This is a genomic window from Rhodococcus oxybenzonivorans (genome assembly GCF_003130705.1).
Classification (GTDB): domain Bacteria; phylum Actinomycetota; class Actinomycetes; order Mycobacteriales; family Mycobacteriaceae; genus Rhodococcus_F; species Rhodococcus_F oxybenzonivorans.
The window spans coordinates 2,516,729-2,539,529 of record NZ_CP021354.1 but is presented as its reverse complement, the minus strand read 5'-3'; the positions used below and the strand labels follow the sequence as shown (position 1 = coordinate 2,539,529).

Genomic DNA, 22,801 nt, shown 5'->3' with positions numbered 1-22,801 from the left:
CTCAGGGTCCGAGGGTGATTGTTGCGATCAAGCCCCGATGATCCGAACCGGCGATCACCACCGACTCGATCGACTGCGCCCGTGCCCCGCTCGTCACGATGTGGTCGATTGCGATCATCGGCGGAAATGGCTGCCGGTCCGCCGGATACGTGTTCTGGATTCCGGCACCCACCTGGTCGGCGGCGTCCCGGAAGCGGCCGCTCACCAGATTGCGGTACTTGACGTGATCGCGGGTGGAATTGAAATCGCCGCTGAGAATCACCGGACCCGAGTCCTCGGGGATCCCGTCGAGCAACGCCTTGATGCGGTCCATCTCCCCCGCCCACACCGCGGAATCCACCGGCCAGGGCGGAACGGGATGCAGGGCGTACACGGCCGCACTCGCGCCGTCCGGAAGGGTTATCCGCGCCGACAGCGCCGTCAGCAGAAACTCCTCGTGGTGTATCTGTTCGGACAGCGGATACCGGCTCCAGATCCCGGTTCCTACTCCGCCGGTCCCGGGCCGCAGAAACGAGTGAGGCAACACGGACGAGATACCCGACGCCTCGAGCCGCCCGACAGCCTCGGGCGTCAGTTCGTTCACGGTGACCACATCGACGTCGTTGTCCTCGATCTGCCTCCTCAGCGAATCGGGATCCGCGTTGCCAAGCCAGATATTGGCTTGCATCACAGTCACTTCCGGACCAGATGCCGCCGGCGCCGAACCGTTCGCCAGATAGAGCGGAGCCTGCGACAACGTGGCTACCGCCGCGACTGTCAGGGCCACCCCGAATCCGACCCAGTGCCGCGTCACTCCGAGAACCAGTACCCCGACCGCTGCCGCGGCCATCAAATAGGGGGCGGCCGACGCCAGCACGAGGAGTCGTTGGTTGTGCACGTCGAGGAATCGGAGCACCACACCGGACACCCCGACGAGCACCGCGCACCACCCGAGGGCAGTGAGCGCCCGCACCCCCCAGGCGGCGATCACCCGCCGAAGACCCTCTCCACCACTGCTTTGGCCCGTCGGGTGACGCGCAGGTAATGGTCGAGGAACTCGCCCGCGTCGTCACTACCCCAGCCGGCAATCTGCGCGACCGCGGACAGGACACGACCGGAGCCGGGCAGCTGGTCCGTGGGCTTACCGCGCACCAGCACCAGGCAGTTGCGAGCTTTCGTCGCCGTGATCCACGCGTCGCGTAGCAGTTCGACGTCTGCCTCACTGAGCAGTTCTGCGGCCCCGATGGCGTCGAGAGTCTCGAGGGTCGACGTGTTGTGAAGCGACTCGATGTCGTGGGCGTGCCGAAGCTGGATCAGCTGCACAGTCCACTCGATGTCGGCGAGCCCGCCGCGACCGAGTTTGGTGTGCGTGGCCGGGTCGGCGCCGCGAGGCAACCGCTCCGAGTCGACCCGCGCCTTGATGCGCCGGATCTCGCGTACCGCCTGCTCGGACACCCCACCTTCGGGGTAACGCGTCTTGTCGATCATGTGCAGGAAGCGCAGTCCGAGGTCGGCGTCGCCGGCAACGTGGTGTGCTCGAAGCAGCGCCTGAATCTCCCAGGCCTGCGCCCACTGTGCGTAGTAGGCCTCATACGACGCGAGCGTGCGCACGACGGGACCGCTACGACCCTCCGGCCGCAACCCGGTGTCGACCTCGAGTGGTGGATCCGTGCTGGGCGCACCCAGGAGCGAACGCACCTTGTCGGCGACTCCGTTGGCCCACTTGACGGCGACGGTCTCGTCGACGCCCTCGCGGGGCTCGCACACGAAGAGCACGTCGGCGTCGGATCCGTAGCCCAGCTCACCACCACCGAGCCGGCCCATCCCGATCACCGTGAACGTTGCGGGTGCCGGTTCGCCCAGCTCCTTCTCGCTCGCATTGATCACCGAGGTCAGCGCGGAGTTGAGGACGGCCGCCCACACCGAGGACAACGCCCGGCACACCCCGGGCACGTCGAGCATGCCGAGAATGTCGGCGGAGGCGATCCGGGCCAGTTCGTACCGGCGCAGGGACCGCGCGGCCGCGATGGCACGCGCCGGATCGTCGTGGCGGGCCGACGCCGTCAGAATTCCCCGCGCGACATCCTCCGGTTTCGATTCCAGCAGGCGCGGGCAGCTCGGGGAATCGGCGAACAACCGCACCACATCGGGGGCCTTGATCAGCAGGTCCGGAACGTAGGCCGACGAACCCAGCACGGTCATCAGTCGCTCGGCCACGGACGCCTCGTCACGGAGCAGACGCAGGAACCACGTCTGGTCGTTCATCGCATCCGACAGCCTGCGGTAGGCGAGCAACCCCGCGTCGGGGTCCGGTGTGTCACCGAGGAATTCGAGCAACGTCGGCAGCAGCAGCGCCTGGATGCGGCCTTTACGGGACGCACCGCTCGTGAGCGCCGTCAGATGTCCGAGGGCGTTCTCGGGTGCCGTGTATCCCAGCGCCGCCAACTGACGGATTGCCGCGTCGGGACTGAGCCGCAGAGCATCCTTGTCGATCCGAGCCACCGATTCGAGCAGTGGGCGGTAGAACAATTTGGCGTGCAGGCGCCGCACCCGGTGGGCGTTGCGCTTGATTTCGGCGTTGAGGACGCCGAGGGCATCCTTGCTGCCGTCCGGCCGCATGTGGGCGGCCCGCGCCAGCCACCGCAATGCTTCCTCGTCGTCGGCGGGCGGAAGCGTGTGGGTGCGTCGCAACTTCTGCAGTTGCAGCCGGTGCTCGAGCAGCCGCAGGAATTCGTACGACGCAGCCAGGTTCGCGGCGTCGTCGCGCCCGACGTACCCGCGCGCGGCAAGCGCCGTCAAGGCGTCGATGGTGCTCTGCACGTGGAGCGCCTCGTCCGCACGTCCGTGGACCAGCTGGAGCAGCTGCACCGCGAACTCGACGTCCCGCAGGCTGCCCCGGCCCAATTTGAGCTCCCGCTCGCGCAGTTCGGGCGGAACCATCTCCTCCACCCGCCGGCGCATGGCCTGTACCTCGGGAACGAAGTCTTCCCGCTCGGAGGCCGTCCACACCATCGGGCTGAGGGCCTCGACGTACTGCCGTCCCAGCTCGAGGTCGCCGATCATCGGCCGAGCCTTGAGGAGCGCCTGGAATTCCCACGTCTTGGCCCACCGCTTGTAGTAGGTGACGTGGGATTCGAGGGTGCGGACGAGTTCGCCGCGTTTACCCTCGGGTCGCAGTGCCGCATCGACGTCGAAGAAGGCCGTCGATCCGATGCGCATCAGCTCACCCGCGATCCGGCTGGCGATCGTATCGGCAGGCTCGGCGACGAAGACCACGTCCACATCGCTGACGTAATTCAGTTCGCGTGCACCACATTTCCCCATCGCGATCACCGCGAGCCGCACCGGGCAGGGCGCTTCCGGACACACTGTTGCGACGGCGACTGCCAGGGCGGCATTGAGTGCGGCGTCCGCCAGATCGGACAACTGACGCCCGACGGTCTGGTACGGAAGTACCGGTTCGTTTTCGACGGTCGCCGCGAGGTCCACGGCGGCCAGGAGCATGAGCTGGTCACGGTACGACTTGCGCAATGCGGCGACAGCGTCCGAGCCCGTCACGGCCGCCCGGTACAGATTGGCCTCGGGATGGACGCCTTCCTCCGGGTGGGCGTCGACGGACGCCAGCATCCGGGCGTTCGCCTCTTCCCTCGTCGGCAGGGTCACGTCGCCGGCGAGAGTGGTCCACAGCGCAGGGTCCGCTACGAGATGATCGCCGAACGCACTGGAAGCACCCAGCAAGCCGAACAAGCGCCCGCGAAGGGCCTTGTCGGTGCGCAGGGCTTTGTCGAGGGCTTCCCACCCGTCGCCCAGACCGTCCTTCATCCGCACCAACGTGCGGAGCGCGAGGTCGGCGTTGGCTGCGCGGGAGAGCGACCAGAGCAGCTCGACGCTGTCCTCGCCTACCCAGCCCAAATCTCGAAGTTCGGCGGGAGCGGTCGGTTCGACGAGGCCCAGTCGACCCGGGCCGGGAACGGCAGAACGCGCTGCCGGAGGCTTCACCATGTTCTTGCTCACAACCCCAGATACGTCTTGAGTTCGAACGGCGTCACGTGGCTGCGGTACTCCTCCCACTCGCGACGCTTGTTGCGGAGGAAGAAGTCGAACACGTGCTCACCGAGTGCTTCGGCGACCAGTTCGGACTTCTCCATTTCCCGCAACGCCCCGTCGAGGTTCCCGGGGAGTTCGCGATACCCCATGGCGCGCCGCTCGGCCGATGTCAACGCCCACACGTCGTCCTCCGCCTCCGGCGGCAGCGCGTAGCCCTTCTCGATACCGCGCAGTCCCGCAGCGAGCAGGACCGCAAAAGTGAGATACGGGTTGCACGCCGAGTCTGGGCTGCGGATCTCGACACGACGCGACGATGCCTTGTTGGGCGTGTACATCGGGACCCGCACGAGCGCCGACCGGTTCGACGGACCCCAGGAGGCCGCAGTCGGAGCTTCTCCACCGTGGATGAGCCGCTTGTACGAGTTCACCCACTGATTGGTGACCGCGCTGATCTCGTTGGCGTGTTCGAGGATGCCTGCGATGAACGCCTTACCGGTCTCCGACAGTTGCATCGGATCGTCCGGGTTGTGGAACGCGTTGGTGTCGCCCTCGAACAGGCTCATGTGCGTGTGCATCGCCGAGCCGGCCTGATCGCTGAACGGCTTGGGCATGAACGTGGCCCGCACCCCCTCGGCGATGGCGACTTCCTTGACCACGTACCGGAAGGTCATGACGTTGTCGGCCATCGACAGGGCATCCGCATACCGCAGGTCGATCTCCTGCTGGCCGGGGGCCGCCTCGTGATGGCTGAACTCGACGGAGATTCCCATCGACTCGAGCGCGTCGATGGCGTGGCGGCGAAAATTGGGGGCAGAGTCGTGGACTGCCTGGTCGAAGTACCCACCGGAGTCTGCGGGCTTCGGCGGCGTGCCGTCGATCGGCCCGTTCTCGAGCAGGAAGAACTCGATCTCGGGGTGCACGTAGCAACTGAAGCCGAGGTCGCTGGCCTTGTTCAACTGCCGTCGCAGCACGTGCCGCGAATCGGCCCAGGACGGGGACCCGTCGGGCATGGCGATGTCGCAGAACATGCGGGCGGAGTGCTGATGGCCCTTGCTCGAGCTCCAGGGCAGAACCTGGAACGTAGAGGCGTCCGGCTTCGCGACGGTGTCGGCTTCGGACACCCGCGAGAACCCTTCGATCGCGGATCCGTCGAAGCCGATGCCCTCCTCGAAGGCACCTTCCAGTTCCGCGGGGGCGATCGCCACCGATTTCAGGTATCCGAGAACATCCGTGAACCACAATCGGACGAACCGAATGTCGCGCTCTTCCAGGGTGCGAAGCACGAATTCCTTTTGGCGATCCATGTCCGCGAGAGTAAGCAAAGTTCGTTAAATCTGTGTTACTTCGTGAATTCACCCGGCTACGATTCCGCATCGTGCCAGCGTGTGGCCACCTCGATCCCTCGCCGAGGAGGGGCGTGTCAACAGGTGAGGTCTGCGGGCGGCGGCTCGAGGGTCACGAAATAGTCGATGACGGCGTCGTCGACGCATGCTTCGCCATCGAGAACGACGGTGTGCTGAGTGCCCCGGTACGTGATCAGCGCGCCGTTCATCTGCTTCGCCAAGTCCACTCCCGCCTGATAGGGAGTGGCCGGATCCTCTGTGGTCGAGACCACTACGATCGTCGGGATTCCGGGGACGTCCACCGTGTGGGGTGCACCCGTGCTCGGCACCGGCCAGAACGCGCAGACGTCGAGCGGCGCGTTGCCCGTGCCGCGACCGTCGTCGAGGAACGGAGCCGCCTGCCGATACCGCATATCGGCCTCGCCGACCTTCGCGCGATCGGTGACCGGCGGATCGTCCACGCACCGGATGGCGTTGAAAGCGTCATTGAGGTTCGAGTAGCTGCCGTCGTCCGCCCGGCCCTCGTACAGATCGGCCAGCATCAGCAGCGAATCCCCGGTGCCCGTCCGCAGACTCTGCAATCCGCCGCGCAGCGGTCCCCACAGGTTGGGCGAGTACAGCGCCTGCTGGACGCCGGTGATCGCGTCGGTGTAGCTGAGTCCTCGTGGATCGGTCGTGGCCGCCGGCTTCGCGATCAGCGGATCGACCAGAGCGCGGAAGTTCTCGTCGGCCTGCGCCGGGTCGGTGCCCAAGGGGCAATCCTGCTGCCTCATGCAGTCCGCGACGAAGGCGTCGAACGCCTTCTGGAAGCCTTCGGCCTGCAAGATGACCTCGTCGGTCGGATCCTGCTCGGGGTCGAGGGCGCCGTCGAGCACCATCGCCCGCACGTTGGCGGGGAACGTCTCCGCATAGGAGGACCCCAGCCGGGTGCCATAGGAATATCCGAGGTAGTTCAGCTTCGCGTCGCCGAGCACCGCCCGGATGACGTCCATGTCGCGGACGACGTCGTAGGTGCCCACGTGGGCCAGTACGTCCGGACCTGTCCGCTCTGCACACTTGGCCGCGTAGTCACGGTTCTCCGCCTCGGTTTGCGCGATCCCGGCGGGACTCATGTCGACGTCGTCGTCCCTGCGCTTGGCGTCCACCTCGGGGTCGGTCAGGCAGGTCACCGCCGGGGTGGATGCGCCGATACCGCGCGGGTCGAATCCGACGACGTCGAACTTCTCGGCGAGTTCGGTGCCGTCGGCGACCGATGCCAGAGCCAGCCCGGATGCCCCGGGACCGCCGGGGTTGACCAGAAGAGACCCCAGTTTCGGTCCACCCGCCCGGGAACGGGAGATCGCGATCTGTGCCGTGGCGCCGCCCGGGTCCGCGTAGTCGTTGGGCACGGTCACCTTGGCGCAGTCGAGGTTGTCCCCGAGCGGTGTGCCGTCCGTGCTGTATCCCTCGCACGAAACCCAGTTCACCTGTTGCGTATAGAAGGCTTCCAGTCCGTCGGGTGCGGACGCTCCCGGCGACGCCGCAGAAGTCGAAGGCTCGGCGACGGCCTCGCCGGAACCCCCTCCACTCCCACTGCATCCTGCGAAGACGAGAACAACGGCGACGGCACCCGCGAACGCGGCCGGCACGCGAGCACTGCGAAACATACGACGATCGTGCCAGGGTTCACCGGGTGCGTGCCTCGAGGGCAGGTCAGACCCCGGAGATCGATGTGACCTATCGCACCTGCGCCGGGGGTTCGCACCCTCATGGCCCGGTGGCAGACTGTAGGCGTCATCACCCGCACCCGGGGACCCGCCAAGGGCCTCGAGGCCAGAAAGGGACAACGATGTCCGATAGCAAGACTTCCGAGAGCACGTCCGAGAATCGGCTCTACGGATCAGCCCCCTCCCCCGATGCACCCCGACGCAAGACCCGGACCCACCACCTGCAGGCCATGAAGGCCGAAGGCGAACGCTGGGCGATGCTCACCGCCTACGACTACTCCAGCGCCCGCATCTTCGAGGAAGCCGGCATCCCGGTCCTTCTGGTCGGCGATTCCGCCGCCAACGTCGTCTACGGGTACGAGACCACCGTTCCGGTCACCGTCGACGAACTCCTTCCCCTGGTACGAGGTGTCGTTCGAGGCGCACCCCACGCCCTCGTCGTCGCCGACCTCCCGTTCGGCAGCTATGAGAGCTCGCCCGAGCAGGCCCTGGCCACCGCCACCCGGTTCCTGAAGGAAGGCCTGGCCCACGCCGTCAAGTTGGAGGGCGGCGAACGTGTCGCACCCCAGATCGCCGCAATTACCGCGGCGGGCATTCCCGTCATGGCCCACGTCGGCTTCACCCCGCAGAGCGTCAACTCACTCGGCGGCTTCCGGGTGCAGGGCCGAGGTGATGCGGCCGAGCAGTTGGTGGCCGACGCCATCGCCGTCCAGGAAGCAGGCGCCTTCTCGGTCGTCATGGAGATGGTGCCCGCGGAGATCGCCGGGCAGGTCACCCGCAAGCTCACCATCCCCACTGTGGGCATCGGTGCCGGCGCCGAATGCGACGCCCAGGTGCTGGTGTGGCAGGACATGGCCGGTTACACCAGCGGGAAGACGGCGAAGTTCGTCAAGCGCTTCGGCAACGTCGGTGACGAGCTCCGCGCAGCAGCCGCGGCCTACGCAGACGAAGTACGTTCGGGCGCCTTCCCCGCGGACGAGCACAGCTTCTGATCTCTTCTCATCCGGTTCGGCTCCACAATTCGAGAGAGGTGTTCATGCGAGTACGACGTGCGTCGCAGACCGGCCACCGTCGCCGCCCGGCCGCACTCGCGGCCGGGGCGGTCGCACTCGCCGCCGCGCTCACGGGGTGCGCGGGACAGGGCACCGCACCCGCGCCCCAATCCGCTGTTCCCACCAGTTCCCCCGCCGTCGAGCCGGGAGTCGCCGCGGTCCCTGGCGGAGTGACCGAGGCCCAGGCCACCCAGTTGTGCCGGGATCTCGAGGGGCAGCTGCAGAGCTGGCGTACGTACACGCCGACCATCGGGAAGACCGGACTCAACGGGCTGGTCGGCACCTGGATCGCGCAGAACAACCTCAATGCCCTCGACTTCCTGCAGGATCGCGGTCGCATCGACGTGATCACGACGGCGGCCTGCCCGGACATCCGTCAGGAAGCCGTGACCGCGTTGGAGATACCCGACCTGGCGTCCGGCCTGATCGGGTTCTGAGGTGTCCGGCGAGCAGGACCTGCGCACTCTCTACCCGGAGATCCAACCCTTCCGGTTCGGGCATCTCGATGTGGGTGACGGCCAGCAGGTGTACTGGGAACTGAGCGGCAATCCCGACGGAAAGCCCGTCGTCTTCCTGCACGGCGGCCCGGGCGGCGGCACCGATCCTGCGTATCGGCAGTTCTTCGACCCGGCCGCGTACCGGATCGTTCTGTTCGACCAGCGCGGGTGTGGTCGTTCCACACCGCACGTCGCCGACGGGGCCGATCTGTCGGTGAACACGACGGACCGCCTGCTCGCAGACATCGAGATGCTGCGTGATCATCTGGGCGTGGAGCGGTGGCAGGTGTTCGGCGGTTCGTGGGGTTCCACCCTGGCCCTCGCCTACGCGCAGAAGCATCCGCACCGGGTCACCGAATTGGTGCTGCGAGGAATCTTCCTGCTGCGGCGCAGCGAGATCGACTGGTACTACAACGGCGGTGCCGCACATCTCTTTCCGGAACGGTGGGAGCAGTTCCTGTCGCCCGTTCCCGAGCAGGAGCGGGACGGCGATCTGGTGGAGGCCTACCACCGGCTGCTGCACGCCCAAGATGTGGAGATTGCGACGCGGGCCGCGATCGCGTGGTCGGCTTGGGAAGGGGCGACCAGCTCGCTCCTGCCCAAGCCGGAGCGGATCGCCGAGAGTTCGGAGCCTCGGTTCGCACTCGCGTTCGCCCGCATCGAGAACCACTATTTTCACCACCGCGGGTTCCTCGACGAGGGACAGCTGTTGCGTGACGTTGCGAGGCTCGAGGGGATTCCCGGGGTGATCGTGCAGGGTCGTTACGACGTGGTATGCCCGGCGACGAGCGCGTGGGCGCTGCACCGGGCGTGGCCCGGCTCGCAGCTCGACATCGTCGGCGATGCCGGTCATTCGGCGATGGAGCCGGGGATCGTCGACCGTCTGGTACGGGCCACCGACCGGTTCCGCCCGTAACGAACTACGCCGGGTAGCTGAACTCGACGGACCGCTTGTTTACGTCGGCGGCGACGAGCCGGATCTTGACCTGCTCCCCTTCCGCGGGATCCCCGACGCACTTGCCCATCACCGACACGGAAGGGACGAACACGTCGGCGGTGCGCTTGCCGTTGCGTGAGCGGAGAACGGTCGCATCGAACACGTCCCCCACCCGGTCGGCGAGCACTGTCGCCTCGGCAAGGTCGATGCAGGCGCGTTCCACCTTCCCGGCCAGCGTGTCGGAGCCCCCCATGATCTCGGGCATCGACCCCAGGGCGCCGCGCACCCACGTCGGGACCGCGGCGTCGGACGCTATGGCCAGGCACACTTCCGTCGAATAGCGGTCCGACAGCCGCCGCAGCGGTGCGGTCACGTGTGCGTACGGGGCGCCGATGGCCGCATGCACGGTGAGCTCCGGAACGCTGCCGTCGAAGGCGGCGTAATCGGCACCGCGTAGCAAGGACGGGGCCTCGGTCATCAGCACGAGCGTCGGCGCCGAATTGGGGTCCAGCCCGGCCAGCATTTCGCCCACACCGACGTCGCGTGGCCACTCGATGCCCAGTGCCGCCGCGGTGCGTCGCAATGCGGCGACGGCGTCGGGCCCGGCGGGCGGCAACGTCCGCAACAGCCCGATCCTCGCGTCGATCATCATGGCAGCGGCGCACATTCCGGTGAGCAAGGACACCTCGGCGTTCCAGTCGTCGGCCTCGGTGCGCGGCGCCAGATCGATGCGCCACCCCTCGCCGTCCGGTACCACATCCTGTTCCGGCAGTCGCAGCTCGATGGCCCCGCGCGCCACCGCGGCTGCGGCGCGAAGCCGGCCGAACTCGGGGAGCGAGGTGATGGACGGGTGCAATCGGCCCGCGTCGGAATCCGCCTGGACCCCGGCATAGTCGAGCCGCGCCACCGAGCGGACGGTCGCGCGGGATACCGTCCACGACACCGGTGCTGCCTGTTCGTCGAGCTCGATCCGCCACAGGGCTGCGGGGCGGATCTGGTCCGGCAGAAGGCTCGCCGACCCCTCCGACAGCTCCTTCGGGTGCAACGGAACCTTGCCGTCCGGCAGGTAGAACGTCTGACCCCGCTTGCGGCTCTCCACCTCCAGGGCACCACCGGGTTCGACGACGGCGCCGACGTCCGCGATCGCATAGTGCAGGACGAATCCGTCCGCGGTGCGCTCGAGGTGGAGGGCCTGATCCAGGTCCATCGACTCCGGCGGGTCGATGGTGACGAGGGGCAGATCCGTGCGGTCCTCACGCTCGGCGGAACACCGGTCCGTAGCCCGCAGGGCCTCGGCCACCGCCTCGGGCGGATAACCGTGGGGAAGGTTGAACTCCTCGCGCACGGCACCGAAATCGATCCCGTGCGCGAGAAAACGAGTGATCGGCACCGTGGGTAGCCCCTTTCACGCCGTAGGCACCCTGACGGTGCGCGCTGTCAGTTGTTCCATTCCTCTTCGGCGCGGTCTGCCGCCTTGTTCCGCTCGGCGGCGATCTGCAGCGCCTTCTCGGCCGAAGCCCGGTCGGGGTACGGGCCCATCCTGGACATCGACGAAGCCGCCTTACCTTGCGTGACGGATCCGTCGTCGACGTTGTAGTACCAGAGTTGATCTTCGTCAGTCATGTTCTCAGTGTCGCACCGGCAGGGCGTCTGGAGTTGTGGATCATGCTCAGACTGTTACCCTCGGGGCCTGTCCGGTGATTCGTTCCCCGGCGCCGGTACGTGCGGTGTCGTGGCAACGTGTCCCGCGTGCAGTGCCCGAACAGAGAATGGAGCGAGCATGTCAACGATCATTTTTGATCAGCTACTTCCCTACCTCGGCGCCGAAGGCGCCTCCTACTGGGCCCAGCTTCTGATGGTCGATCCCGTCTGACGGGATGCCGGTCAGCTGATTCGAACGAAGCCCCCGCCGAACTTCTCGGCGGGGGCTTCGCCGTTGCCGGATGCGTAGAGTTCCGGCCGTTTCACTGCGCCCGGCGCCCGTAGTCTCTCTACGCTGTCATGATGGCAGTCAATCGAGCGATCGAGGGACGGGTCTATCCGCCCACCGAGCCGTACCTCGTCGGCCGTGAGAAGATTCGCGAGTTCGCACGGGCCGTCTTCGCCACCAACCCGACCTCCTACGACGTGGAGCGCGCCCGAGCCGCCGGACACGCTGATCTCGTTGCGCCGCCGACATTTCCCGTCATCGTGCAGGAGCGGGCCCTCGCACAGTTGGTCGCCGATCCGACCACGGGAATCGAGCCCGTCAACCTGGTGCACAGCACCGAATACGCGTCGTCCTTCCGCCCCGTAGTCGCCGGTGACGAGTTGTCGGCGGTATTGACCGTGACCGAGGTGGCCCCGAGAGGTCCCCACACCCTCATCGTGGCCGGCATCGACATCACCGACGCGAGCGGTGCTGTGGTCAGCACCATGACCTCCAGCCTTTTCGTGCGAGGTGAACAGTGAGTTCGCCGGAGCGAATCCTGCTGGGCGACACTGTCGTCAAGGCGCGATACCACCTGACCCGCGAATCACTGGTTCGCTACGCCGGCGCCTCCGGCGATTTCAATCCGATTCACTATCGGGACGACGTCGCCGCGACGGTCGGACTTCCCGGTGTCCTGGCTCAGGGGATGCTCACGCTGGGGCTCGCCACTCAGTGTGTCGTCGAGTGGCTCGGCGACCCGGCGCGAATCACCGGCTACCGGGCCCGCTTCACGAAGCCGGTCATCGTTCATGCCGAGGACGGTGCGGTCGTCGATGTGGTCGCCAAGGCCGCTCGAGTGGACGACGAAGCCGGCAGCGCCCGGATCGATCTGACCGTGACGTGCGACGGCCATACGGTGCTGGGCAAGTCCCAGGTGTGGATTTCGCTTCGCTGAGGGCGTCCCGGTCAGCGCGGCGCAGAGGATGTCGCCGAGCTACCGCCCAGCAGAATGGTGCCGATGAGATCGGGGTCGTCGCTCATGGGAACGTGACCGATTCCGGGGAGCACCAGTAGCCGGGCCTGCGGGAAGGATTTACGTACGCGTCGCGCCTGGTACACCGGCAGGATGAGGTCGCGCCGGCCCCACGCCACGGTGACGGGGACGGTGGCGTCGACGACGGGCGGTAGCGCGAACGACGCCGTCAGTCCCTGGTCGACCAACACGTTGGTGGTGAGGGACCGGGCGTCGATCACGGCATCCTCGTACGGTACGTGGCTCGGCCTGGCGAAGAAGGCGGCCAGCGACGGATAGCGGACTGCGCGGTAGCTCAGCGCCTTCGGCGCATTCTCCCCCATTGCCCTCGTCACCCTGCGGAGCGCACGGAAGGTGTAGATGGTGCGCGCCTGATCGGCCTTGTTGACGAAGAACCCGGCCGGCGAGAGGGCGGTGGCGGAGGCAACCTCACCCCTGGCCGCTAGCGCGAGGGAAAGCCAGCCCCCGAGAGAGTTCCCGGCGATGTGTGCGCGTTCTCCGGGCGGCGTCACCGATCGGACGAACCCGCTCAGCTCCTCGAGGAGCGCGGCCATCGCATCCACACCGTCGTACTCGAGAGCCGGGCACTCCCCGTGTCCCGGAAGATCCACCGTGACCACCCGGCGATACGGCGTCAACTGATCCAGCAAGGCGTTCCACGCCTGGCGGCGATGCACCACGCCGTGCACGAGGACGAGCGTGGGGCCGGAGCCGGCGATGTCATGAGGCAAGTCCATGGGCAGATGTTAGCGCTCCCACCGGTAACACTTACAGCTCCCGGAGAAACGAGGAGCGCGGACGAGTTGGCGTATAAGCCGGATCCTGTCCCCGGCACCGAAATGCCGGGTGGCGACCATCCATCTGGGCACACCGTCGCCGGGTACCTCGAGCGGTTCACCCGCAGGCTCGGGCGAGCAGCCCTCGAACACCTGCGCAACCGCACCGGGACCCGGAAAGGCCTGGTGCGGTCTTCAACCTTGCTCCGGGCGGGGTTTACCTAGCCACCCCGGTCACCCGGGGTGCTGGTGCGCTCTTACCGCACCGTTTCACCCTGACCGACGCACATCCCGGAGAATGTGACGTCGGCGGTCTGTTTTCTGTGGCACTGTCCCGCGAGTCACCTCGGGTTGCCGTTAACAACCGCCCTGCTCTGTGGAGTCCGGACTTTCCTCGGCTCAGGGCCTGTGCATCTGCATGCTGGTTCCCTGTGCCGCGGCCGCCCGGCCAACTCGTCCGCCCGATCAGGATACTCGGCGCGCGCTCCGCCTCCGACGTCGCGGTGTCGTCCCCTCGCACTATGGTCGGAATCATGACTCGATACGTCGCCCTTCTGCGCGGAATCAATGTGGGTGGCATCAACATCAAGATGGCAGAGCTACGCCGCACCTTCAGCGACTTGGGATTCGAGAACGTGAAGACGGTGCTCGCGTCCGGCAACGTGCTCTTCGACTCCGATCGCACCGACACCGCGGGGCTGAAAGGTGAGATCGAGAAGGCCTTGAGTGCCGAGTTCCATTACGAGGCGTGGGTTTTCGTTCTGGACCTCGACACGGTTCGGAAGATCGTCGACGACTACCCGTTCGATCCCGAACGAGAAGGCTGGCACCCGTACGTACTCGTGACGCCCGACCCTGACATCCTCTCCGGGTTCGTCGCCAAGCGTGAGGAGCTGGATCCTGCCGTCGAGCGAATCCAGGCCGGGAACGGGGTTCTGTACTGGGAGGTCGAGCGTGGGATGACACTGAAGAGCACGTTCGGCAAGAGCACGGGCACACCGCGACTCAAGGCCTCCACCACCACCCGCAACCTGCGCACCCTGCAGAAGCTGTTGAAGTAACTCGCGGTGGTAGTTCTGGCAGCGGCGTTGGTCGCCGCGGTCCTCCTGTTCGCGGTCGTCCGCCCGTACCGCCTCCCCGAGGTCGTGGTGGCCGCCCCGGCCGCAGCCGTCGCAGTGGGGGTGGGCCTGGTGACGCCGTCCCAGGCCTGGGACGAAGTGGCCGAGATGGCGCCGACCGTCGGGTTCCTGGCCGCGATCCTCGTCCTGGCGCACCTGGCGGACGCGATGGGTGTGTTTGCCTGGATCGCGAGCCTGTTACGGCGCGGCGCACGAGGAAAGCCGACACGTTTGCTGACGCTGGTGTTCGGCGCCGCCGCGCTCACCACGGCGGTTCTGAGCCTCGACGCCACGGTGGTGCTTCTGACGCCTGCGGTCATCGCCACGGCGCGGGCGTTGCAGATGGACCCACGGCCACATTCGTATGCCACGGCGCATCTGTCGAACACCGCGTCGACACTCCTGCCGGTGTCCAACCTCACCAACCTCATCGCGTTTTCCGCGACGGGCATGACCTTCCTCCACTTCACCGCGGTGATGGCGTTGCCCTGGATCGTGTCGGTCTGCGTCGAATTGGCGCTGTTCCGCGTATTCTTCCGGCGGGAACTACTCGCTCGGCGAGGCGCCGAACCGGCGGCGGAACGCGACGTACCCGCGCCTACTGCGGCGTTGGCGGTCGTGGGGGCAACGCTGGCGGGTTTCGCTGTGTCCGGCGTCGTCGACGTCGCCCCGGCATGGGTGGCGGCTCTCGGAGCGTTCGCTCTGGGTGTCCTTGCCCTGCGTGAGGGGCGAACCAGGATCCGTCACATCCTCTACGCGCTGGACGCGTGGTTCTGCCTGTTCGTCCTTCTCCTCGGCGTCGTGGTGGCCGGGGTGGCGAACGGTCCGATCGGTCAGTGGATCAGCGAGCGGCTTCCCACCGGCGCCACCTTCCTCGGCTTGCTCGGAATGGCCGTGGTGGCGGCGGTGGCGGCCAACCTCGTCAACAATCTTCCGGCGACGCTTCTCCTGCTGGCCGGGCTGGGCACTCAGGCCCCACCCGGCCTGGTTCTCGCGATGCTGCTGGGTGTCAACCTCGGCCCCAACCTCACCTACGTCGGCTCGCTGGCCATCATGCTGTGGCGGCGGGTGTCCGCGCGCGCCGGTTCGCCGCCCGAGTTGCGTACGTTCACCGCGCTGGGCCTCGTCACCACGCCGCTGACACTGCTGTCCTCCGTCACCGCGCTGTGGCTGGTCCTGCGGTGAGCCGGGTCAGAGGTGCGAGGTGTCGTTGACCAGGCGTACGGACGAGCCGCCGTCCGGATAGAACTCGGCGATGCTCAGCGACGCCAGATCCAGGTGCAGTTTGTACAGCAGCGAGGGTCCGGCAGCCAGAGCCAGCTGCAGGAGCGTCTTGATCGGAGTGACGTGGGTGACCACGAGGATGGTCGAACCGGAGTAGGAGGAAGTCAGGTCTTCTCTCACCTGCTCGATCCGCTCGCGCACCTCGTCGAAGCTTTCCCCGGACGGCGGACGCACAGACGTGTCCGACAGCCAGCTGCGGTGAAGTTCGGGGTCGCGGGCCGCGGCCTCCGCGAATGTCAACCCCTCCCACTTCCCGAAGTCGGTTTCGGTGAGACCCTCGTGCACGGTGACGCGAAGCCCGAGCGCTTCGGCAGCCGCGGCCGCGGTCTGCTGCGCGCGCCCCAGCGGGGAAGAGACGACCGCCGCGATTCCGCCGCGCCCGGCGAGACGTTTGGCGGCGCCCCCCGCCTGCGCCTGCCCCAGTTCGGTGAGTGACGGGTTGCCGCGCCCGGAATAGCGGCGGTCGACGGACAACGCCGTCTGCCCGTGCCGCAACAGCAACATTCGGGTGGGTGCACCGTGTGCGTCCATCCAGCCCGGCGCGGCGGGGCTGGATGGCGCCGGGGCCGGGGAGGGTGTCGCCGAGGAAAGCGTGGGAGATGACGCGCCTTCGGCCGCATCCATCGCCTCGTTCGCGAGGCGGTCGGCATGCGCATTCTCCGCCCGCGGAATCCACGTGTACGTCACCTGCTGGAACTGTCCGGCAAGGTCGGCGGCGCGGCGCTGCAACGGAATCATGTCGGGATGCTTGACCTTCCAGCGCCCGGACATCTGCTCGACCACCAGTTTCGAATCCATCCGCACCTCGACCGCGGAGGCACCGAGTTCGGCCGCCGCTCCGAGACCGGCGATCAATCCCCGGTATTCGGCGACGTTGTTGGTGGCGACACCGAGGCTTTCCTTCCGCTCCGCCAGAACGGTGCCGTGTGCCGAGTCGAACACGACGGCGCCGTACCCGGCCGGCCCGGGGTTGCCCCGCGACCCGCCGTCGGCCTCGACGACCACCCGTCCGACACTCACAGACCGGACTCCTTGGTACGCACCAAGATTGCCCCACATTCCGGGCACCGCACCACGACGTCCGGTGCGGTGGCGGTGATGCGCGAGATTTCGCCGCGGTCCAGTTCGATACGGCATGCGCCGCACCTCCGCGCCTGCAGCAGTGCCGCGCCGACGCTGTTCTGCTTACGCTGCTTCTCGTAGATCGCGATCAGGTCGGCAGGGAGCTGCTCCGCCAGTGTGGTCCGGTCCGCTGTGCACCGCTGCTCCGCGGAATCGAGGTCGGCCACCGCATCGTCGCGGCGGCGTCGTACGTCGATGAGTTCGTCCTCGATCTGCGAGAGCTGGGCACCGGCATGGTCGTGATCGGACTGGGACGCTTCACGCCGTTCCATCACTTCGAGCAGTTCGTCTTCGAGGAGACCCTGCCGTCGGACCAGGCTGCCGAGTTCGTGTTCGAGTTCGGTGAGCTGCTTCGACCCCACCGAGCCGCTCTGGAGCAGCGCGCGGTCGCGATCCTCACGCTTGCGCACCGCGTCGACCTCGCCCTCGAGTTTGCGAATGTCGCGGTCGAGGTCGTCCAGGATGATCTCCACGGCCACTGCCGCATCCTTGCGGGTGAGTCGTTCGGCCTCGAGTCGCTCGACTTCCTGCTGTTCCGGGAGCGCGGTGCGGCGGTAGGCGATCCTCGAGAGCTCCGCATCGACGCCGGCGAGGTCGAGGAGCTTGGACTGGACCTGTGGTTCGACGTTCACGCGTGGTAACTCCTGCTGTCTTCTGTGAAGGGTTCTTCTCTGGAGATGTGTAGGCCAACCGTACCCCGGCCGCGGGCGTCGATCGGCGCTACCGCGAGCAGTCCGATGTCGCGCCGACCGACCATGGATCGGTCCGTACCTGCGACACCCGCGCCTGCCATCCGGGCCTGTCACCGAAGGCGTTGTCCAGTACGCCCTTCGCCTGCGCGCACCAGGGCTGCTCACTGGCCCAATGGGCGACGTCGATCAGCGCGGGACCGCCGGCGCGCAGGTGCTCGTCGGCGGGATGATGACGCAGGTCCGCGGTCACATATGCGTCGACGCCCAACCGGGAGACGGCGTCCAGGAAGGAGTCGCCCGATCCCCCGCACACAGCGACCGTGCGTACCGTCGCGTCCGGGTCGCCGGCCGCCCGCACTCCCCACGACGTTGCGGGAAGAGCGTCGGCGACCTGCTGGGTGAAGGTCTTCAACGACACCGGTTCGGGTAGTTCGCCTACCCGGCCCAGTCCGCGTGGTCCTGGAAACGTGGCGGTCTCGAAGACGTCGAACGCCACCTCCTCGTAGGGGTGCGCGGCCCGCAGCGCGGCGAGCACTCCCGCTCTGATCCGCCGCGGCGCGATCACCTCGATCCGGCTCTCCTCGACGAGTTCGAGCTCCCCGACCGAGCCGAGGGCGGGTTGCGCGCCTTCCGTCGGAAGGAACTGTCCCTGCCCGGTGACCGACCAGCTGCAGTCTCGGTAGTTGCCGATGTGGCCGGCTCCCGCGTCGAACAACGCACGGCGGACCTTCGTGGCATCGTCGACCGGCACCGGGACCACCCATTTGTCGAGTGGCTCGGTGGGCTGCGGCTCGATCGGCCCGGTGACGTTCAGGCCCAGCGCCTTCGCCAATGCGTCGGACACGCCGGGGTCTGCGGAATCCGCGTTGGTGTGCGCGGTGAAGAGGGCGCAGCCCGCCTTGATCAGCCGGTGGATCAACGCACCTTTGGGCGTGTGCGCGCCGACGGTGTCGACACCGCGCAGCAGTAACGGGTGGTGGACGAGGAGGAGGTCGGCGCCCGCATCGACGGCCTCTGCGACCACCGCAGCCGTCGGGTCCACCGCAATCATCACCGTGGTGACGGAGTCCTCGGGGTCGCCGCAGACCAGGCCGACGGAGTCCCACGACTCCGCGAGGGCAGGAGGATAGGCGTCGTCCAGCACCGCGATGATGTCACCGAGACGAACAGGGTTCACAGGATCTCCTTCATCGCGTCGATCAGGACGTCGGACTGCTCGCTGGGCCGCACCGCCACCCTCAGGAAGTTCGCGTCCAGACCCGGGAAGGTGTCACACCGCCGGACGGCAATGCCCCGCTCCCGGAGGTGCTTGCGCATCAGTTCGCCGTCCGGGAGGCGCAGCAGCAGGAAAGGAGCAGATGCAGGCTGGTGCACTGCCACACCGAGGTCGCGCAGTCGCCGGATCATGTCGTCCCGCCAGGAGCCCAGGAGCACGGCACGGTCCCGGGCGGCGGCGACGGCGGCGGCACTACTGCAGGCCGCTATCGCCTCCACCTGCAGGCTTCCCAGCGGCCAGTGGGCCCTGCCCACCTGCAGTCGCTGGAGAAGCTCGGGCGATCCGAGGACGTACCCGCAGCGCAGTCCCGCAAGCGCCCAGGTCTTGGTGAGGCTGCGCAACACCAGGACGTCGGGCAGCGACAAACCGGCCAGCGACTCCACTTCACCGGGCACCGCGTCGGCGAAGGCCTCGTCGACTACCAGAATCCGGCCGGGACGGCGCAACCGGAGAATGTCCTCGGCGGGGTGCAGCACCGACGTGGGATTGGTCGGATTTCCGACCACGACGAGGTCCGCCGAGTCGGGCACCGGCGCGTGCTCGAGTCGGTACGGATCCTCGAGCAGTACCTGGGTGACAGGAATCCCGGCCTCCCGCAGTGCCCATTCGGGCTCGGTGAACGACGGATGAAACAGTGCTGCCTGCCGCACACCGAGCCGGGGCAGCAACGAGAATCCCTCGGCCCCACCCGCGAGGAGCAGTACCTCGTCCGGTGACCGTCCGTGCCGCTCGGCGACCGCGGTGCGGGCAGCGAGGTCGGCGGCCACCGTCGGATACGTGCCCAGACTCCCGAGCGCGTCGGCGAGGCGGCGGCGCAACCATTCCGGTGGGCCGTCACCTTGCACGTTCACTGCGAAATCGAGCAGACCTGGGCCCGCTTCCACATCCCCGTGATGACGCAGGCTCTCCCGGCTACCGGCACGAATGTCCACAGCTGTCGAGCCTAAGGGACAATGGTCCGGTGACTTCGCTCTCCACCGCCCCGTCGGCCCTGTCCGCCCAGTCGACCCTGTCCGCCCCCTCGGCCCTGTCTGCGCCGATCGTGCTGTTCGACCTGGACGGCACCCTCACCGACTCGGCTCCCGGTATCCACGGCGGTTTCCGCCACGCGCTCGCCACCATCGGGCAGCCGGAACCGACCCCGGAGATGCTCGACAACGTGATCGGGCCGCCGATGATCGACACCTTCCGCTCACTGGGCCTCGACGAGGCCAATGTCCAGCGCGCACTCGCGGCGTACTTCGACCGCTACGACAGTGTGGGGTGGGCGGAGAACTCCGTCTTCGACGGCATCGCGGACGTGCTGGCCGGCGCCCGCGACAGCGGCAGGAGGCTCGCCGTCGCCACGTCGAAATCCGAGCGGTTCGCCGTCCGCATCCTCGAGCATTTCGAGTTGGCCCACTATTTCGAGTTCATCGGCGGCGCCAGTAACGACGGGCAGCGCCGCGCGAAGGCAGACGTGATCGCGCACTCTCTGCAGGCCCTGGGTGTCTCCGCCACCGAGGGTGCGACGTCCGATGTGCTGATGATCGGCGACCGCGACCACGACGTGCTCGGTGCGGCGCGGTGGGGTATTCCGGCGGTCTTCGTCGAGTGGGGGTACGGTTCGCCGGCCGAGGCGTCGGGTGCGCACCGTTCGGCGCGCACAGTGACCGAGCTCGGGAAGATGCTCGATGGCGCAGCCTGACCCGCGGTTGCACGTCACCTTCGTGTGCACCGGCAACATCTGCCGCTCCCCCATGGCCGAGAAGATCTTCGGCGAGCATGTCAGACGCGCAGACCTGGACCACCGGGTGAGGGTGAGCAGCGCCGGCACGCACGGCTGGCACGTCGGCCGGGAGGCGGACCTCCGGACCAACGAGATCCTGAAGCTGAACGGGTACCCCACCGGCCACACCGCTGCCGAGGTCGGGCCGTACCACCTCGGCGCCGACCTCGTCGTCGCCCTGGCGGCCAATCACGATCGTGAACTCGCTCACCTCGGCGTACCCGAGGAGCGTCGCCGGCTGCTGCGCAGCTTCGATCCGGACGCCGACTCCTCGTCCGTCCCCGATCCGTTCTACGGCGGTCTCGAGGACTTCGAACGGGTGCGCCGCCAGATCGAGGCCGCGGTGCCCGGACTGCTCGAGTGGGTACGCGGTCGCTGACCCGCGATCAGGGGTCTCACCTGCGAGCGGCTACCGTGGAAGGGTGCGAAGGCTGAGATTTCTGTTGCGACCCGGCTGGTTGGTGTTGGCCGTGGTGGTCGCCGGATTCGCATTCATGTGCTTCTACGTACTGGCGCCATGGCAGCTCGGCAAGAACACCTCGACGGAACACCGCAACCAGCTGATCGCCGAATCGGTGGAGGCCGAGCCGGTGCCCCTGGAGAGCCTGATCCCGGGGTCGGCGCCGAATCCGGACGACGAGTGGCGCCGTGTCACCGCCACCGGCTCGTACGTGCAGAACAGCGACATCCTCGTCCGGTTGCGGTCCATCGGGTCGGAGCCCGCGTATGAGGTACTGACACCCCTGCAGCTCACGGACGGCCGGGCCATTCTCGTCAATCGCGGATACGTGAGACCGGTCCAGGGAACCGAAGCGCCCCCTGTCGGACCACCCCCCGCAGGACAGGTCACGCTCGACGGGCGCATCCGCAAGTCGGAGGGCACCGTCGCCGGGAAGGACCCGATCACGGAGAACGGGCTGCGGCAGGTCTACTTCATCGACGCCGGTCAGATCGGCGACTTCATCGGCATCGACCTTCTCGACGCCTACGTGCAGTTGGAACCCGATCAGCCCGGCGGATTGGGCACCATCCCGCTCCCCCAGCTCGACGCCGGCCCCTACCTGTCCTACGGACTGCAGTGGCTGGCGTTCGGGATCATGGCTCCCCTGGGATTGGCGTACTTCGTCCGCGCGGAATTGCGGGAACGTCGCAAGGAGAAGGTTGCCGCAGGCGGCGCGTCCCCGACTTCCGCCCCCGTTCCCGCCCCGAAGAAGACGCCGTTCACGCGGTCCAAGCCCGCCGACTCAGCCCCGCGGACGGCGGCGGAAGCGAAGATGGCCGACCGCTACGGCAAGAGCCGCTGAGGCACACGCCGCACCGCACTGGACCGCGGTCGACAGCCGCACCGCACGGCGCAGGTCGGTAGGCGTGGGCATACGGCCACTCCCCAGCTGCGGGCGCATCTCGACTCCGTGCGCATACTGGGTCCGGCCGCCGAGGGAAATCCCGAGAGCACCCGCGGTCGCGGCTTCCACGACGCCCGCGTTGGGGCTGGGATGCCCCGCCGCATCCCGGCGCCATGCCATCCAGGCCTGCCTCGGCGAACCGTCCACCGCTGGGGCGAGCGCCACGGTGACCGCGCCCGTCAGCCGGGCGGGCAGAAGGTTCAGAACGTCGTCGCCGCGCGCCGCGGCCCACCCGAAATTGCGGTATCTCGGCGAGCGATACCCGACCATCGCGTCCAGTGTGTTGAACGCCCGGTAGACGAACAGGCCTGGGATGCCTGCCAGCGCACCCCAGAAAAGTGGTCCCACGGCCGCGTCGGATGTGTTCTCCGCCACCGACTCGAGCGTCGCCCGCGTGATCCCCCGCGCGTCGAGCACGCTGGGATCCCGGCCGCACAGGGAAGGCAACAGTGCACGGGCATCGGTCAGGTCCTCGCCCGCGAGGTGTTCGGCCATCGCCGCGCCGGTGCGGCCGAGGGACGTTCCGCCGAGCACGGCCCACGTCGCGATCGCGGTCCCGCCCGCCTCGCCTGCCCAGCCTCCCTGCCGCGCAGCCCGCGCGGCGACCACCCCCAATGCCCCGACGACGCCCACGAGCACCGCTGCATGCAGGACACCCGACAGCCGCGAGTCGCGGTAGGTGGCTTTCTCGCATGCTGCTGCCGCCCTGCCGAATCCGGACACCGGATGCCACCGGGCCGGGTCGGCCAACAGTCGGTCGGCGCCGAAGCCGAGCAGCAGGCCTACTGCACGCGCGGTGCCGGGGCGGGAGGTTGGATACACGCCGCTATTTGTATCAACTAACGTTGCAGTG

Annotated in this window: 22 protein-coding genes and 1 other RNA gene; 10 read left to right on the top strand and 13 right to left on the bottom strand. The window is 67.7% G+C overall.

Annotated elements, in window-relative coordinates; translation table 11 throughout:
• Position 1: 1 nt before the first annotated feature.
• The 4 genes from CBI38_RS12135 to CBI38_RS12120 all read right to left on the bottom strand — a co-directional run bounded on the left by CBI38_RS12135 (position 2) and on the right by CBI38_RS12120 (position 7,015).
• Positions 2-970, bottom strand: a complete 969-nt coding sequence (locus tag CBI38_RS12135; RefSeq protein WP_109329146.1) for an endonuclease/exonuclease/phosphatase family protein — start codon at positions 968-970, stop codon at positions 2-4.
• Positions 967-3,981 carry a bifunctional [glutamine synthetase] adenylyltransferase/[glutamine synthetase]-adenylyl-L-tyrosine phosphorylase gene (locus CBI38_RS12130; RefSeq protein ID WP_109335024.1) on the bottom strand — a complete coding sequence of 1,005 codons (3,015 nt, stop codon included), beginning with the start codon at positions 3,979-3,981 and terminating at the stop codon, positions 967-969. The genes CBI38_RS12135 and CBI38_RS12130 overlap by 4 nt, the downstream gene beginning before the upstream one ends.
• A gap of 8 nt (positions 3,982-3,989) precedes the next feature.
• Complete coding sequence (locus CBI38_RS12125; protein WP_109329144.1) at positions 3,990-5,330, bottom strand: glutamine synthetase family protein; 1,341 nt, start codon at positions 5,328-5,330, stop codon at positions 3,990-3,992.
• 116 nt (positions 5,331-5,446) lie between these two features.
• Positions 5,447-7,015, bottom strand: coding sequence for an alpha/beta hydrolase (locus CBI38_RS12120; protein ID WP_109329142.1), 1,569 nt, complete (start codon positions 7,013-7,015; stop codon positions 5,447-5,449).
• A gap of 182 nt (positions 7,016-7,197) precedes the next feature.
• Between CBI38_RS12120 and panB the strand changes: the two genes are divergently transcribed.
• The 3 genes from panB to pip are packed head-to-tail and all read left to right on the top strand — an operon-like array spanning position 7,198 to position 9,540.
• Positions 7,198-8,067 (top strand): 3-methyl-2-oxobutanoate hydroxymethyltransferase, encoded by an 870-nt coding sequence (gene panB, locus CBI38_RS12115; RefSeq protein WP_109329140.1) that lies wholly within the window; start codon positions 7,198-7,200, stop codon positions 8,065-8,067.
• Between the two features lie 38 nt (positions 8,068-8,105).
• On the top strand, positions 8,106-8,564 hold the full coding sequence (locus CBI38_RS12110) for a hypothetical protein (protein WP_109329138.1): 459 nt from the start codon (positions 8,106-8,108) through the stop codon (positions 8,562-8,564).
• 19 nt (positions 8,565-8,583) lie between these two features.
• Positions 8,584-9,540 (top strand): prolyl aminopeptidase, encoded by a 957-nt coding sequence (pip, locus tag CBI38_RS12105; RefSeq protein ID WP_109335023.1) that lies wholly within the window; start codon positions 8,584-8,586, stop codon positions 9,538-9,540.
• A gap of 4 nt (positions 9,541-9,544) precedes the next feature.
• On the opposite strand, the gene CBI38_RS12100 is transcribed toward pip, so the two are convergent.
• Together CBI38_RS12100 and CBI38_RS12095 are read right to left on the bottom strand one after the other, a co-directional pair.
• Positions 9,545-10,945: an RNB domain-containing ribonuclease gene (locus CBI38_RS12100; RefSeq protein ID WP_109335022.1), complete on the bottom strand. Its 1,401-nt coding sequence runs from the start codon at positions 10,943-10,945 to the stop codon at positions 9,545-9,547.
• 53 nt (positions 10,946-10,998) lie between these two features.
• Positions 10,999-11,184, bottom strand: a complete 186-nt coding sequence (locus tag CBI38_RS12095; RefSeq protein WP_109329136.1) for a hypothetical protein — start codon at positions 11,182-11,184, stop codon at positions 10,999-11,001.
• A 381-nt stretch (positions 11,185-11,565) separates the two neighbouring features.
• Between CBI38_RS12095 and CBI38_RS12090 the strand changes: the two genes are divergently transcribed.
• Together CBI38_RS12090 and CBI38_RS12085 are read left to right on the top strand one after the other, a co-directional pair.
• The gene (locus CBI38_RS12090) at positions 11,566-12,012 is read left to right on the top strand and encodes an FAS1-like dehydratase domain-containing protein (protein ID WP_109335021.1); all 447 of its coding nucleotides are present in this window, start codon (positions 11,566-11,568) and stop codon (positions 12,010-12,012) included.
• The gene (locus CBI38_RS12085; protein ID WP_109329134.1) at positions 12,009-12,428 is read left to right on the top strand and encodes a MaoC/PaaZ C-terminal domain-containing protein; all 420 of its coding nucleotides are present in this window, start codon (positions 12,009-12,011) and stop codon (positions 12,426-12,428) included. The genes CBI38_RS12090 and CBI38_RS12085 overlap by 4 nt, the downstream gene beginning before the upstream one ends.
• A gap of 11 nt (positions 12,429-12,439) precedes the next feature.
• Here the strand turns inward: CBI38_RS12085 and CBI38_RS12080 are convergent, their stop codons facing one another.
• Positions 12,440-13,243 (bottom strand): alpha/beta fold hydrolase, encoded by an 804-nt coding sequence (locus CBI38_RS12080; RefSeq protein WP_109329132.1) that lies wholly within the window; start codon positions 13,241-13,243, stop codon positions 12,440-12,442.
• 58 nt (positions 13,244-13,301) lie between these two features.
• Positions 13,302-13,738: RNase P RNA component class A (gene rnpB / locus CBI38_RS12075), an RNA gene on the bottom strand.
• 77 nt (positions 13,739-13,815) lie between these two features.
• Here rnpB and CBI38_RS12070 point away from each other — a divergent pair.
• Positions 13,816-14,343: a DUF1697 domain-containing protein gene (locus CBI38_RS12070; RefSeq protein WP_162603213.1), complete on the top strand. Its 528-nt coding sequence runs from the start codon at positions 13,816-13,818 to the stop codon at positions 14,341-14,343.
• Positions 14,344-14,349: 6 nt separating this feature from the next.
• Positions 14,350-15,585: an SLC13 family permease gene (locus CBI38_RS12065; protein WP_109329130.1), complete on the top strand. Its 1,236-nt coding sequence runs from the start codon at positions 14,350-14,352 to the stop codon at positions 15,583-15,585.
• A 6-nt stretch (positions 15,586-15,591) separates the two neighbouring features.
• On the opposite strand, the gene CBI38_RS12060 is transcribed toward CBI38_RS12065, so the two are convergent.
• The 4 genes from CBI38_RS12060 to cobC form a co-directional block, all read right to left on the bottom strand.
• Positions 15,592-16,704: a bifunctional RNase H/acid phosphatase gene (locus CBI38_RS12060; RefSeq protein ID WP_109329128.1), complete on the bottom strand. Its 1,113-nt coding sequence runs from the start codon at positions 16,702-16,704 to the stop codon at positions 15,592-15,594.
• Complete coding sequence (locus CBI38_RS12055; RefSeq protein ID WP_109329126.1) at positions 16,701-17,438, bottom strand: zinc ribbon domain-containing protein; 738 nt, start codon at positions 17,436-17,438, stop codon at positions 16,701-16,703. The genes CBI38_RS12060 and CBI38_RS12055 overlap by 4 nt, the downstream gene beginning before the upstream one ends.
• Before the next feature lie 88 nt (positions 17,439-17,526).
• Positions 17,527-18,675, bottom strand: coding sequence for a Nif3-like dinuclear metal center hexameric protein (locus CBI38_RS12050; protein WP_109329124.1), 1,149 nt, complete (start codon positions 18,673-18,675; stop codon positions 17,527-17,529).
• Positions 18,672-19,706, bottom strand: coding sequence for an Rv2231c family pyridoxal phosphate-dependent protein CobC (cobC, locus tag CBI38_RS12045; RefSeq protein ID WP_109329122.1), 1,035 nt, complete (start codon positions 19,704-19,706; stop codon positions 18,672-18,674). The genes CBI38_RS12050 and cobC overlap by 4 nt, the downstream gene beginning before the upstream one ends.
• Positions 19,707-19,735: 29 nt before the next feature.
• Between cobC and CBI38_RS12040 the strand changes: the two genes are divergently transcribed.
• The 3 genes from CBI38_RS12040 to CBI38_RS12030 are packed head-to-tail and all read left to right on the top strand — an operon-like array spanning position 19,736 to position 21,846.
• Positions 19,736-20,461, top strand: coding sequence for an HAD-IA family hydrolase (locus tag CBI38_RS12040; protein ID WP_109329120.1), 726 nt, complete (start codon positions 19,736-19,738; stop codon positions 20,459-20,461).
• Complete coding sequence (locus CBI38_RS12035) at positions 20,448-20,921, top strand: low molecular weight protein-tyrosine-phosphatase (RefSeq protein WP_109329118.1); 474 nt, start codon at positions 20,448-20,450, stop codon at positions 20,919-20,921. The genes CBI38_RS12040 and CBI38_RS12035 overlap by 14 nt, the downstream gene beginning before the upstream one ends.
• Before the next feature lie 43 nt (positions 20,922-20,964).
• Positions 20,965-21,846, top strand: coding sequence for an SURF1 family cytochrome oxidase biogenesis protein (locus tag CBI38_RS12030; protein ID WP_204164915.1), 882 nt, complete (start codon positions 20,965-20,967; stop codon positions 21,844-21,846).
• On the opposite strand, the gene CBI38_RS12025 is transcribed toward CBI38_RS12030, so the two are convergent.
• Complete coding sequence (locus CBI38_RS12025) at positions 21,787-22,770, bottom strand: cobalamin biosynthesis protein (RefSeq protein WP_204164914.1); 984 nt, start codon at positions 22,768-22,770, stop codon at positions 21,787-21,789. The genes CBI38_RS12030 and CBI38_RS12025 overlap by 60 nt on opposite strands.
• Positions 22,771-22,801 lie beyond the last annotated feature (31 nt).

Bases quoted from the DNA above. Each gene is read 5' to 3' on its own strand.
- CBI38_RS12125 (WP_109329144.1), bottom strand. From the start codon at position 5,330: ATGGATCGCCAAAAGGAATTCGTGCTTCGCACCCTGGAAGAGCGCGAC.
- CBI38_RS12090 (WP_109335021.1), top strand. From the start codon at position 11,566: ATGGCAGTCAATCGAGCGATCGAGGGACGGGTCTATCCGCCCACCGAG.
- CBI38_RS12130 (WP_109335024.1), bottom strand. From the start codon at position 3,981: ATGGTGAAGCCTCCGGCAGCGCGTTCTGCCGTTCCCGGCCCGGGTCGA.
- panB (WP_109329140.1), top strand. From the start codon at position 7,198: ATGTCCGATAGCAAGACTTCCGAGAGCACGTCCGAGAATCGGCTCTAC.
- CBI38_RS12095 (WP_109329136.1), bottom strand. From the start codon at position 11,184: ATGACTGACGAAGATCAACTCTGGTACTACAACGTCGACGACGGATCC.
- CBI38_RS12070 (WP_162603213.1), top strand. From the start codon at position 13,816: ATGACTCGATACGTCGCCCTTCTGCGCGGAATCAATGTGGGTGGCATC.
- CBI38_RS12080 (WP_109329132.1), bottom strand. From the start codon at position 13,243: ATGGACTTGCCTCATGACATCGCCGGCTCCGGCCCCACGCTCGTCCTC.
- CBI38_RS12035 (WP_109329118.1), top strand. From the start codon at position 20,448: ATGGCGCAGCCTGACCCGCGGTTGCACGTCACCTTCGTGTGCACCGGC.
- CBI38_RS12120 (WP_109329142.1), bottom strand. From the start codon at position 7,015: ATGTTTCGCAGTGCTCGCGTGCCGGCCGCGTTCGCGGGTGCCGTCGCC.